The sequence below is a fragment of the Nocardiopsis lucentensis DSM 44048 genome (assembly GCF_000341125.1).
In the GTDB taxonomy this organism is placed as follows: domain Bacteria; phylum Actinomycetota; class Actinomycetes; order Streptosporangiales; family Streptosporangiaceae; genus Nocardiopsis; species Nocardiopsis lucentensis.
In genome coordinates, this window is sequence record NZ_ANBC01000911.1 from 1 (window position 1) to 12,753 (window position 12,753).

Genomic DNA, 12,753 nt, shown 5'->3' on the forward strand with positions numbered 1-12,753 from the left:
CGACCACGGCAACGCCGAGCAGATGCTGCGGACCGTCGGGGACGCGCAGGAGGAAGTCCCCTACGGCGGGCACACCCGCAACCCCGTCCACTGCGTGCTGGTCCCGGCGGGTGCACGGCGAGGCGCCGCTCTGTCGACCGCGTCCCCCGCGGCGATCACCTCCGTCGCCCCGACCGTCCTCCGCCTGCTCGGGCTTCCCGTCCCCGCCTCGATGACCGCTCCCTCACTCCTGCGGGAGTCCGAACCCGCCCCGGCGGGCCCGAGCCTGACCGGAGCCACCAAGGAAGGGCACCGATGATCTCCGCCGAATTCTTCTGCGACGAACTGGAGCGGCACGGCTTCGGCCTCGCCAGCGGGGTCCCCTGCTCGTACTTCGGCGGACCGATCTCCCTGCTGAGCCGGACCCGGGGCCGTTACGTCGCCGCGGCCAACGAGGGGGGCGCGCTCACCACGGCCGCCGGGGCCGCTCTGGCGGGCGAGCGCGCCTACGTCATGGTGCAGAACTCCGGTCTCGGCAACCTCGTCAACCCCCTGACGTCGCTGGTCATGACCTACAAGATCCCGGTGCTCACCTTCGTGAGCCTGCGTGGCTGGCCCGACCCGGCCGGCGACGAACCGCAGCACGCCGTGATGGGGCCGACCACCGCCCCCTACCTGGATCTCCTCGGTCTGCCGCACTGGACACTGCGCGCGGACGCCGACGAGACACGCTTCCGGACGATCCTCGACAGCGCGACGGCCGCGATCGACGAGGGGCACGCGCCATTCGTCCTCGTGGAGAAGTACGCGGTCGGCTCTGCGGCGCCGGCTCCCGGGGAGGCGCGCGAGCGGGCGGATGCCGGCCGGATGGACAGCGCCGACGCCATCCGTCTGGTCACCAAGCTCGTCGGTGCCGCCCCGGTGGTCGCGACCACCGGCTACACCGGGCGCGAGCTGTTCGGGGTCGAGGACCGGCCGGCCAATTTCTACATGCAGGGCTCCATGGGACACGCGTCCTCGCTCGCCCTGGGCATCGCCCTCAAGCGACCCGACCGCCCCGTCATCGCCCTCGACGGCGACGGCGCCGCGCTCATGCACCTGGGCGCGCTGTCGGTGATCGGCGCCCAGGCCCCGGCCAATCTCGTCCATGTCGTGCTGGACAACGGCATTCACGAGTCGACCGGCGGCCAGGACACGACGTCGGGCACCACCGCTCTGGAGCACGTGGCCGCGGCGGCCGGATACGCCGACGCCAGGCGGTGCGCCAGCCCTGAACGGCTCCAGTCCGGTGTCGCGTCCGCGCTGTCCTCACCGGGGCCGCACATGATCGTCGTGCCGACCCGGCCCCGCAGCGGCCCCATGCCTCCGCGCGCGACCAACACCCATCCCCCCGAGGCCATGCGGGACCGTTTCGCGTCAGCGATGCGCGGTCCCGCCTCCGAGGGCGACTGACCCAGTCCGCCCACCGACCCAGCCACTCCGCTCTCTTCCTCGAAAGGACCGCAGTATGCCCGAAATCTCCTCCCGGACCATCGCACTCTGTGCCGCGTCCGCCGCCCTCGCGCTGACGGCCGCCTGCGGCGGCGCCTCGAACGCCGACAGCGCTTCCGACCCGGACACGCTCATCATGGGCCTGATCCCGAACGAGAACGCCGCCTCCCTGAACGCCTCCTACGAGCCGCTCAGGGAACTGATCGCCGAGGCCTCCGGCAAGGAGGTGGAGCTGGAGGTCATGACGAACTACGCCGCCCTCATCGAGGCCCAGCGCGCGGGCACCGTGCACATCGCCATGTACGGGCCGTTCAGCTACGTCCTGGCGAAGGACTCGGGGGTCGACATCTCCCCGATCGCGGCCGAACTCTACGAGAAGGGCGGCGACCCCAGCTATCACTCCTACATGGTCGCCCGGGCCGACAGCGGGTTGAGCGAACTCTCCGACCTGCGCGACAAGACGGTCTGCTTCGTCGACCCCAACTCCACCTCCGGACGTCTCTACCCGTTGTCCGGACTGATGGAGGCGGGTCTGGACGAGGGTGACTACACGGAGAGGTTCGCCGGCGGGCACGACGCGTCCCTCCTGGCGGTCCGGGACGGGGACTGCGACGCGGGGGCCGTCCGCGACCTGCTGTACGAGGAGGTCCTCCCGGAGCAGGAGGGCATCGACCACGACGACTACACCGTGCTCTGGAAGTCCGACCCGGTGGTCAACTCCCCTCTGGCCATCCTCGACTCCCTGGATCCCGAACTCAGGGAGTCGGTCGGCGAAGCGATTCTGGAGCGGGGGAACGCCGACGCCCTCGGGGTCGACGACATCGCCGGCTACTGGGGGTTCACGGAGGCCGACGACGCGTTCTACGACCCCATCCGCGAGCTCTGCGAGATCACCGAGGCCGAGGCCTGCGAGGCGGGTTAGCGCACACCCGCACCGGCGACTCCCCTCCCCGATGAACGATGCGAGGTTTCCATGGCAGACCACGCGGTACACGACGATGTCGATCGTGAGCCGGCCGTCTCACTGACACAGGTGACGAAGGAGTTCGACGGCGGAGTGACCGCACTGCGCGGGGTCGGATTCGATGTCCCGAAGGGGCAGATCCTGGCGCTGTTGGGCCGCTCCGGCTCCGGAAAGTCCACTCTGCTCAGGCACATCTGCTGTCTGCACAGGCCGACCAGCGGAAGCCTGCGGGTGCTGGGCACCGACGTGGCGCGGGCGCGTGGCCACCACCTGCGCCGGCTCCGCCGCAGGACCGGTTTCGTCTTCCAACAGTTCAACCTGGTCGGACAATTGAGCGTGCTGGAGAACGTCTGCAGCGGCGCGCTCGGACGGCTCGTGGGCCCCCGGCTCGGCCTGTTCTCCTACGCGCGCTCCCTCCGCGTGGAGGCGCTGGACCATCTCGACCGGGTCGGCATGGCCGACCTCGCGTTCCAGCGCACGAGCACACTCTCCGGCGGACAGCAACAGCGGGTGGCCATCGCGCGAGCGCTGATGCAGCACCCGGCCATCCTCCTCGCCGACGAACCCGTCGCCTCGCTGGATCCGGACAGCGCCGACACGGTCATGCGGCTGCTGCGCGAGATCGCCCGTGAGCGATCCCTGACGGTCATCGGAAGTCTGCACCAGGTCGACCTGGCCCTGGGATGGGCGGACCGCGTCATCGGGCTCCGTGACGGCGAGGTCACCTTGGACGCCCCCGCGGCCACTCTGGACACCACGACCGCGATGGAGGTCTACGGCATGGCGCCGAGGACCGAGTCGATGGCACTGGACGTCACCGGATGATCGCGCCGCCACCGGTACGGCCTCCCGTGCCCCGCTCCCTGCCGACGGGCCCGCGGCGTCCCCAGAAGAGCACGGGAGTGGTCCTCGGATTCCTCTGCCTGTTCGTCGGCACGGGTCTCTGGTCCCTGCGCTCCCTCGGGGTGGACTTCGCCGCCCTGGTACAGGGGGTCGCCAACGCCGAGGTGTTCATCCGGCAGACCTGGCCCCTGTCCCTTCCCAGCGGAGAGGAGATCCTCCGGCAGACCGGTATCACGCTGGGTACCGTCTTCCTGGCCACCCTGCTGTCCATCGTGCTCAGCCTCCCGTTGTCGGTGTGGGCGTCGTCGGTGACGACCCCCGGTACACCGCACCGGCTCACGTCTCGGGGACTGATCGTGGCCGCCCGTGCCGTACCGGACGTCGTCCTGGCCATCCTCTTCGTCCGGTTGTTCGGCCTGGGTGCGCTCCCCGGCGTCCTCGCGATGGGGCTGCACTCGATCGGCATGGTGGGCAAGCTCTACGCCGACGCGATCGAGCAGACGTCACCCGGGCCGCGGGAGGCGCTGACCAGTATCGGCGCCACTCGCGGACAGCGACTCCTCACCGCGGTCGTTCCCCAGGCCCTGCCGGCGTTCATCGCGATCGGACTCCACCGCTTCGACATCAACCTGCGGGTGTCGGCCGTCCTCGGGATCGTGGGCGTGGCGGGGATCGGGTTCGAGATGGCCCACGCGTTCGCCCGCCTGGACTTCGGCCTCGGGATCGCCTGGGCACTGATCCTGTTGGTGCTGTGCCTGCTGACCGAGATGGTGTCCACTTCGATCCGCCGGGTCCTCCTGCGCGGGTCGGGCGACGGTGAAATCGAAGCGCACGGACCGCTCACCCGGTGGTTCCGGGGGCGCCGCTCCCCGGGCACGGTCGCGCCGGCCGCGGCCCCCCGGGACACCGCGCCGCCGGAACCACCGCGACGGGTCTCACCTCCGTTCACGTTCGCCCGGGCACGGAACTGGATGTACGCCGTGGTCGTCGTCGCGGCCGTGGTGGCGTCCCTGTTCGGCAGCGGTGCGCTGGAGGCGAATGCCGCGGCCGGCTGGTCGGGCTTCTTCACGACACTGGGCCTGTTCTGGCCGCCCGGGGACGCGGGGATGCTCGACGTGCTGCTGCTCGCGCTGCTGGAGACCGTGCAGATCGGCTTCGCGGCCACCTTTCTGGGAGCGCTCCTGGCGGTGCCCGTCGGGACGCTCGCCGCCCGGAACATCTCGGGAAACAGGGTGGTGCACGGAGTGTTCCGCGGGTTCGTCCTCGCGGTCCGCGGGTTGCCGGAACTGGTCCTGGCGATCGTGTTCGTCGTGGTGATCGGTCTGGGGCCGGTCGCCGGAGCGCTCGCGCTGGCGCTCGGGTCCGTCGGTCTCCTCGGCAAACTCGTCGCCGATTCGCTCGAGGAGATCGACGCCGGCCCGCTGGAGGCGATGTCGGCGCTGGGCTCGTCCAGGACCCAGCGCTACTTCACCGCGGTCCTGCCCCAGGCGGCCCCCGCACTCATCGGCGGGCTCCTGTACCAGCTCGACGTGAACATCCGGTCCGCGACTCTGCTCGGACTCGTCGGCGCCGGCGGGGTGGGCTTCTACCTCCTCCAGGCCACGCAGACCCGCGAATACGACGTCATCACCCTGATCACTCTGATGACGTTCGCGGTGGTCTTCGCCCTGGAACTGGTCAGCATGCTGCTGAGGCGTCTGGTGCGGTGAGCACACCACAATCGACCAACATCTATGGTTGACATCAGTCAAAGCTGTTGTTATTACTGGATACAAGAAAGACGTTCTCCCACCCGGAGGCCCACCCGAGGCTCCGCAGACCGAACAGAATCCATCCCGGAACCACGCCGACGTGGCCCTCCAAGCACGGAGGCCCCTGCCCCGGACTCCGTGCGCCAACGGCCACTCGGCACGCGGAGCATCGATTTCCATCCGGCGAACACCGGCGGTTCGGCAGGAAGAAAACAGATTGGAGGCCAGATATGGCCGGAGGACTCTTCAAGAAGCTCATCGGCGGTGACTCCAAGCAAGAGCTGGACAGCTGCTGCGGCGCCGTGAACGTCACCGAGGAGGAAGAGGAGACACCCCAGCCCGAGCCCCAGGCGAAGACCGACACAAAGGCTGAGGGAACCCCTTCTCGCTGATCCGGGAAACAAAAAAGAGAACCCAGGAGAGCCGATCTGGAGGCCCTGGGTTTCACCCGATCAATAGCGCTGCAACCCGCACCGGTCATTCGGTGCGGGTTCTTCTCGTGCCAAGAGGGGAACGAAAAAATTTCACCTCACCCACACCGTCTGGCTGAATCTTTCGAACCCCTGACCACCTGCCCATACGTGACAGATTCCGACACGTCCAGGGCGAAACTGAACGCTCCGGTAGAAAAAATATGAACTACCCCCTCTGGACATGTCCGACATGTCGAACCTAGGGTTCATCTCAGTCAAGCGAACACCATTCAGGAATCGAAGGGTCGACCCCGAAGGGCGGCCCCGAAGGCCGATACCACCACACCGCCCTCTCCACCAGCCAAGAGCAGACAGCAGACATGTCGATGGCCACGCATAGGGAATGCGTGGCGAATCCCCGGCCCTCCGAACGTCGGACCACACCACCGTGGAAGCGAACCTGTCTAACCTGCACGAAAGCGGAGAACGATCACAGTGAGCGGAATCCCCACCATCGACCGGCAACCCGACAGGGAGCGCTCCGCTCCCAGCAGGGAATCTCGGTCGGTAACCGTTCTCGCCATCAAGATCGGCGGAAGCCTCTTCTCTGACAAGAGCGTCGAGAACAGCCTCGATATACCCGCGATAGCGGACTACGCCCGCATCATCGCCAAGATCTTCCATGAGAATCGCGGCCGCCTCGTGTTCATCACCGGCGGTGGAGCTGTGGGGCACGGAGCACTCCGCGGAAACGACGACGCCGACCCGTTCGGCTGCATCCCCCTCACCAAGGCGCTCGCGGACGTCCGCTGGGCGTGGACGCAAGCGCTGCGTCACGAGGGTGTCCGGGTGCTTCCCCTTCAACTCGGTGCCATGTCGGTCCTGAACGAGGACGGATCGTTCTCGGTGCGCGGTGACGTCCTGACCAAGGTGCTCGACACCGGTTCCCTTCCGGTGCTGTCCGGCGACAGTGTGCTCGGCGCGGACGGCCGACTCCACGGTCTCTCCAGCGACCGGGTGCCGGAGTTCCTCGTCCGAGCCCTGGGTCCGGGCCTGCGCGTGGTCAGCCTGACGGACGTCCCCGGGATTCTGCTGGACGGCCCGGGCGGCAAGGACGTCCTTGCCCACGTCGACCCGGCCTCTCCCGAACGCGCCTACTCGGCGCTGTGGGCGAAGAGCCCGTGGGACACGACGGGGGCGCTCAAGACCAAGCTCGACGCACTCCTGGCCAGCGCCTCGGCCGGGGCCGAATGCTTCATCATGCGCGGATCCGCGCGCGGTGCCGACTACGACCACCTGTTCAGCCCCTTCGCCGACTGGCCGGAGGGCGTCTCGTGCACACGTATCTCGTCCCGCCCGGTCATGACCTGAGCCACCGCGCGGCGCGCGACCACCACGACCTCACGGCGCGAGTTCGCACCGTGATCCGCGAAGGGGCCGAGGAGGTACCGGGGCCACCTGGTTCCCCTCCGGTCGACCCGCCCCCACGCGGGCCGACCGGACCACCCCGCCTCCTCAGCCGCTTCGCCACCACCACATCACCGAAGGAGAGAGAAATGGCGACCACCCCTGCCCTCGAGGAAACCTACGGCCAGAGGATCAAGGACCGCCGCGAGCACATCAAGATGGACCGGGAGTCCTTCGCGAAGGTGCTGGGCCTGAGCGTCGACGACGTCGTCACCATGGAGGAGAAGGGCGGCGGCGAGCTGACCCTCGAGAAGCTGACCCAGATCGCCGGCATCCTGGGAACCTCGACCTCGGAGCTCACCCCCGGGTTCGTCACCGACCTCGACGGGGGTGTCCGCGTCCAGGCCCCGGACGACAACCCGGTGGTCGAGGGCATGCGGGGCGGCACCGAGTACTACACCTACAACTGCCTGGTGCGTACCCGGACCCTGCCCAAGCTCGTCCCGCTGATGCTCGAGGTCAACGTCGACGACCCCGACCAGGCGGCGTTCAACAGCGGCCATGACGCCCACGAGGTCATCTACTGCATGGAGGGCGACATCCACCTCAAATGGGGTGACCCGGCCGCTCCCAGAGAGGCGACGATTCCGCAGGGCGGCAGCTTCTACATCGCCCCGAACGTCCCGCACACCCTGACCGCGACCAAGGGCTCCGGCCCGGCCAAGGTGGTCTCGGTCAACTTCTGATCCCCGTCGGATCGGACCTTCGGCCCGGTGGCCCCGTCCTTCGATGGGGCCACCGGCTCTTCGCCTTCTCCGCCACGCTGCTTCCACGATGAACCCCGTTTCGCGCGGTCGTGGGACGACAGGGATCAGACCAGCAGGGGGATGATCAGGCCACCGGAGATGGCGACCGCCAGGATGCTGGCGACGTAGGCGCCGACCAGGCGCGGCTTGAAGATCGCGGCCAGCATGGACAGCTCGGGAAGGCTGGCTCCGGCGCCTCCGATGATGAGGGCGAACACCGGACCGAGCCCCATACCGGCCGAGTTCAGGGCGAGGCCGATGGGGAGGGCGGACTCCGTGCGGATGTAGAGGGGGATACCGATGAGGGCGGCGACCGGCACGGCGAACAGGTTGTCGGGGCCCGCGACGGAGGTCAGGAACGTCTGGGGGACCGCACCGTAGATGAAGGCGCCGATCGAGACCCCGATGAGCATCGGGATCGCCAGCGGCTTGAAGAACGACACGGCCTGGTCCCAGGCGGGACGGGCCTCGGCCTTGATGCCCTGCCACGGGGCGTCACTGTGCCCCTCAGCGCTGACCTTCACCCGGCGGACGTACTTCTCCATCCCGAGCGCCTCCAGGACGAGGGAGAGCACGATCGTGCCGGCGAAGACCACAAGGGCGTAGCCGGCCATGACCTTCCAGCTGAAGAGGATCCAGGTGATACCGAGGATGATCGGGTTCATGAGGGGCGAGGCGATCAGGAACGCGGCCGCGGCCCGGAACGGCGCCCCGACCTTCAGCATGCCCATGAGCATCGGGAGCGTGGAACACGAGCAGAAGGGGGTGAGCGCACCCAGGACCGCCCCCTTCAGGGGGGCCGCCATCTTTCCTCCGGCCAGCCAGAGCTGGATTCTCTTCTCGCCCAACCGGCGCTGCAGTAGGGCGACGATGAACGCGACCGCGAAGAAGAGCACAACCAGCTCAACCGCGATCGTGCCGAATGTCTTGATCGTCTCGATCCAGGTTTCAGACATCTGTTGGTTCCTCTGGGGGGGTAGTCGCTTCGTCGTCTTCCTCGCTGAGGCAGCACGCCTTGGCGCCTTCGGGGGTCAGTGCCGCGAGCGAGGCGAGCCAGCGGACCGGCATCCCCAGCTCCTCACAGCAGAGGGCGTACACGTTGGACCGACCGCGAGGCACGACCTTGACCAGCTCCTGTTCACGCAGGGGGCGCAGGTGGTGGCTGATGAGGGTCTGGCTGAGACCGGTGGCCTCCTGGAGCTCCTTCACGGTGTGCGGGCGCTCGGCGAGCAGAAGGCACAGGATCGTACGGTTCTCGTCGGCGAGTGCCTTCAGCTTGGGCACGAGCAGCCTCGCCCGCTCCCAGTTCGACAGCTCTTCGCCTTCGAGCAGCCGGATGTCCAGTTCCTTCGACATAACCCTACTCCTATCAACAGTAATTATTCATGTCAACAGTCTTCGCTGTTGCATGACTCGGCGGCGCCCCGGAGCGTCAGGCGAAGGTCGCTGACACCCCCTGATCAGAGCGCCGCCATCGCACCACCCATGATCCCATCAGCGAGGGCTGTTGCCATCAGCGAACCCGGTTCGGCGAGTGAACACCCGGGGGCTTCGCGGCGGGCGCCGCGGGGAGGGGAGCCCGCGCACCATTCGCACGGCCCCGACTGGAACCAGTCCTGGTCAGAAAGCAGACCAGAAAGCGGAACACCGGCATTCCCCGGCTACGTTGCCCGCCACCGGCCCGGTTCAGCGTTGTACCAGTGCGACCAGACAAAGGAACGCCGTGTCCGTCGTACGGACGGAAGAACCCACGTTGACTCCTCCCGTTCCCCTCTCACCCGGCCCTGTCTTCCACGACCGATATTGACCATGAGCCCACGTGACCACGCCCGATCTCCAGGAACCGACCGGAGCAACCATCCACTGAGGACTCAATGCCGCCGTTTAGCACATAAGGCGCCAAACGTCCCAGAAGGACAGGACAAGAGATCGCCTTTTGATTGAAATCAGAGAGAATAATCTTTATTCTTGGTGCCTGTGAGTACTCGCGTCAGCATGGGGCCGACACGCCGTGTATGTCGGCACACCCCCGCACTTCTTCTCCCCGTCCGGATCGTCCACGGACGCCCCGCCCACACGCTCCGCACCACATACGGTCCGGATCCGACCCATGCCGACAGAATTCGGTGTACCACCGGCACCCGAACCGAATCCGGCACGCCGATCATGGATGGCGTTCTTCCCCAAAGGAGCTGAGATGGCGACCACTTCGGAGCGAGTCCCGGTCGATCTCCTGTTGGACGCCGATTCCCCTCGGGTGGAAGGGGTCGACCCCGACCACGTGGAACGTCTGACCGAGCGGATCGACGAGCTACCCCCGATCCTCGTGCACCGAACGACGATGCGGGTCATCGACGGCATGCACCGCCTACAGGCGGCGCGGTTGAGCAACCGCGCCACCATCGAGGTGATCTACTTCGACGGCCCGGACCCCGACTGCTTCATCGCCGCGGTCGAGGCCAACATCCGGCACGGGTTGCCTCTGACGCTGTCCGACCGCAAGGAATCCGCCAAGAAGATCCTGGCCACCCACCCCGAATGGTCGGATCGGGCGATCGCCGCCAAGGTCGGACTGTCCGGAAAGACGGTCGGGGCCCTGAGGCGTTCCTCGGTGGACCCCGCGGCCCAGTCGGCGGTCCGGGTCGGACTCGACGGTCGCGTCCGAGCCGTCAACCCCGACGAGGGCCGACAACGGGTCGCCGACCTCCTGGCTCGGAGCCCGGACGCATCGCTTCGGCAGATCTCGCGGATGGCCCGTGTTTCCGTGGAGACCGTGCGGGACGTCCGCGAGCAACTGGCAAGCGCGAACGGACCCCCAGCACGCGAAGAACCCCCTTCGCCCGACGGAGGCGGCGATACGGTCGGCGAAGTACGGGTCACCGCGGATCATCCGGCCTCGACCGGGCTGGGCGAACAGGTGGACACGAGGAACCGGGGAACAAAGCAGCGCTCCGCCGAAGCCCGCCCCATCGACCTCGGCGTCGTACTCGACTCACTGAAGAAGGATCCCACCCTCAGGTACAACGACGAAGGCCGCACGATGATCCGTTGGCTCGAAACCCGTGTCATACGCCATGACGAAGCGGATCTCGTCGAACACATCCCCCCGCACCAGGCCGCGAGAATCGCAGCCGTGGCGCGCGCCTGCGCCATGAACTGGAACGTCATAGCGACCCTCTTGGAACGCCGTGGGGAGCAGTCGTCCCCCGCGAACGGCACCTGACAACCAGCAATCACGAATGCGATCCCGACCAGGAGAACTTGGTCGGGGTTTCCTGCTTTCCACTGAGGCTGACCTCAGAATAGGAGGCGATCTCGCTCCCCGGCAAGGAAACCGGAACACTCCGCTACTGTCGCCACCGAAGCAAGGCAAGAATCGCACATCCTTCGACCACAAGGTGAGAACGGTTCCACGCCCCGAGAGAGATCGTAACCACCACCCTCGGGGTCGCAAAACCACTGATGTTCCTTCGGAGAAACCCTCGCGATGATCCTTCCGTGCCAAGGACGCAAGGCACCGCCACTGGAAGACAGGCTGCGGAGCGACGTTCTCATGAGTCCCAGGTTCCGCACCCCGAAGGCGTGCATATCTCTTCATGGTGTGCTTCGATTTCCTCCCAGAGGTCGGGACGCCGTTCGGCCGCTCCATGCCCCACGCCACCCTGTACCCCGACGAGGGACGGGGCGGTCAGCGGCCTGAGCCCTCCCAGACCAGGCTCTCCACACAGCAGATCACCCAGGAAGGCGGGGCCACGACCTCTCGGCGACAGCAAGGTACTCGGGATCGGGCCTGGAGAGGGCCACCGGAAAGGTCGCGGTCACCGCAACAGGCATGGCCTGCCCTGGAACAGGCCCCGAAGTCCCGACGGATTTCGAGCGACCGGAAGGAGCAAGGCCTTGTCCACGTATTTTCACGCGGCGAACATTGAGCTGATGAACGCCGAAGTTTCCTTGGAGCAGCGGTCCAGACTGCACGCGGTACTGGCGGACAGCGCCCGCCTGGCCATCACCGACGCCCTGCGGACCGGGGACGCGTCCCCCAGCGAACTGGGCGACCTGGTGGGGATGCGCTCCAACCTCGTCGCCTACCACCTGCGCGTCCTGGAGGAGGCCGACGTCGTCATTCGCGTCCGTTCCGAGGCCGACCACCGTCGGGCCTACATCCGGCTCCGCCCCGAGGCCCTCTCGGCGCTGGCACCGGCCACTCTCCTGCACGCACCACGCGTGGCGTTCGTGTGCACCCACAACACGGCTCGTTCCCAACTGGCCGCCGCGCTGTGGGAGAACCACAGTCACGTCCCCGCCGTATCGGCCGGAACGCACCCTGGAACCCACGTCAACGAAGGGGCACTGATCACCGCCAGACGTCACGGCCTGTCGCTGAGCTCACGGACCACCGCCCACGTGGACGAGGTGCTGCGCGAGGGAGACCTGATCGTCGCGGTCTGCGACAGCGCGCACGAGGAACTCCCTCCCAGTCGCGATCGCCTGCACTGGTCGGTCCCCGACCCCCTGCGGGTGAACACCGGCGCCGCCTTCGAGGAGGCCTTCACCCATATCAGCGACCGCGTCGAACGACTCGCGCACGCCGTCCGACACCAGAAGAGACCGTGAACGTCCGACTCCGCCGGCAGGACCGCCCGTGCCGACCACAAGGGTCTGGGCCCGCCCATGACGTGACGCCGGCGAACAGCTTCTGCCGCACAGGCTGCGAGGCTTCGGTTGATCCGTGACGAGACCGAACAGCGGATCCGCGCCCTGTGGAGGTCGCCGTCTGAACGCGCTGACCGCGCTCCGCGGCTGAGGAGCCCACCTGACACAAGATGGTCGATGTCACGACCTGTGGACATGGCGACATGTCTCCCCTCGCACGTGGCTCCACCTCAGGGGAGACCGGCGACCGGGAGGATCAGAGCGTTCACGGCCCGGGAACCATACGAACTCCCCAGTTCCCTCGGCCTGATGACGACGCAACGGACGGCCGCCTGCGGACGGGTCGACATAGCGATTCGGTCTGTTGTCGACTCCGCGTCCAGCTGGTGCTGTCCAGCGCCTGTCAATGGCCAGTGTGTTTTCCCCGCAGGCGGCCAGTAGTTCTC

General features: G+C 67.5%; 12 protein-coding genes. 10 read left to right on the forward strand and 2 right to left on the reverse strand.

Annotated elements, in window-relative coordinates; genetic code table 11:
* From D471_RS40585 to D471_RS0131325, 8 genes are all read left to right on the forward strand, one after another.
* Positions 1–298: hypothetical protein (locus D471_RS40585; RefSeq protein WP_040692191.1), on the forward strand; the 298-nt coding region annotated here is incomplete at its 5' end.
* Positions 295–1,431, forward strand: a complete 1,137-nt coding sequence (aepY, locus tag D471_RS0131295) for a phosphonopyruvate decarboxylase (protein ID WP_017602259.1) — start codon at positions 295–297, stop codon at positions 1,429–1,431. The genes D471_RS40585 and aepY, both read left to right, overlap by 4 nt.
* Positions 1,432–1,486: 55 nt before the next feature.
* Complete coding sequence (locus tag D471_RS0131300; protein ID WP_017602260.1) at positions 1,487–2,392, forward strand: phosphate/phosphite/phosphonate ABC transporter substrate-binding protein; 906 nt, start codon at positions 1,487–1,489, stop codon at positions 2,390–2,392.
* A gap of 111 nt (positions 2,393–2,503) precedes the next feature.
* Positions 2,504–3,259: a phosphonate ABC transporter ATP-binding protein gene (phnC, locus tag D471_RS37260; RefSeq protein WP_241479760.1), complete on the forward strand. Its 756-nt coding sequence runs from the start codon at positions 2,504–2,506 to the stop codon at positions 3,257–3,259.
* Between the two features lie 77 nt (positions 3,260–3,336).
* Positions 3,337–4,986, forward strand: coding sequence for a phosphonate ABC transporter, permease protein PhnE (gene phnE / locus D471_RS0131310; protein WP_017602262.1), 1,650 nt, complete (start codon positions 3,337–3,339; stop codon positions 4,984–4,986).
* A gap of 272 nt (positions 4,987–5,258) precedes the next feature.
* Positions 5,259–5,420: a hypothetical protein gene (locus D471_RS40590; RefSeq protein WP_017602263.1), complete on the forward strand. Its 162-nt coding sequence runs from the start codon at positions 5,259–5,261 to the stop codon at positions 5,418–5,420.
* 516 nt (positions 5,421–5,936) lie between these two features.
* Entirely contained in the window at positions 5,937–6,812 is an 876-nt protein-coding gene (locus tag D471_RS0131320) for an amino acid kinase family protein (RefSeq protein WP_017602264.1), read from the forward strand.
* A gap of 185 nt (positions 6,813–6,997) precedes the next feature.
* Positions 6,998–7,594, forward strand: a complete 597-nt coding sequence (locus tag D471_RS0131325; protein WP_017602265.1) for a cupin domain-containing protein — start codon at positions 6,998–7,000, stop codon at positions 7,592–7,594.
* Positions 7,595–7,719: 125 nt separating this feature from the next.
* Here D471_RS0131325 and D471_RS0131330 read toward each other — a convergent pair whose 3' ends face one another.
* Positions 7,720–8,610: a permease gene (locus tag D471_RS0131330; RefSeq protein WP_017602266.1), complete on the reverse strand. Its 891-nt coding sequence runs from the start codon at positions 8,608–8,610 to the stop codon at positions 7,720–7,722.
* A complete protein-coding gene (locus D471_RS0131335) occupies positions 8,603–9,010 on the reverse strand; it encodes an ArsR/SmtB family transcription factor (protein WP_017602267.1) in 408 nt (135 codons plus the stop codon). The genes D471_RS0131330 and D471_RS0131335 overlap by 8 nt, the downstream gene beginning before the upstream one ends.
* An 841-nt stretch (positions 9,011–9,851) precedes the next feature.
* Between D471_RS0131335 and D471_RS37265 the strand changes: the two genes are divergently transcribed.
* On the forward strand, positions 9,852–10,877 hold the full coding sequence (locus tag D471_RS37265) for a ParB/RepB/Spo0J family partition protein (RefSeq protein WP_017602268.1): 1,026 nt from the start codon (positions 9,852–9,854) through the stop codon (positions 10,875–10,877).
* Between the two features lie 710 nt (positions 10,878–11,587).
* Positions 11,588–12,268: an arsenate reductase/protein-tyrosine-phosphatase family protein gene (locus D471_RS0131345; protein WP_017602269.1), complete on the forward strand. Its 681-nt coding sequence runs from the start codon at positions 11,588–11,590 to the stop codon at positions 12,266–12,268.
* Positions 12,269–12,753: the final 485 nt, after the last annotated feature.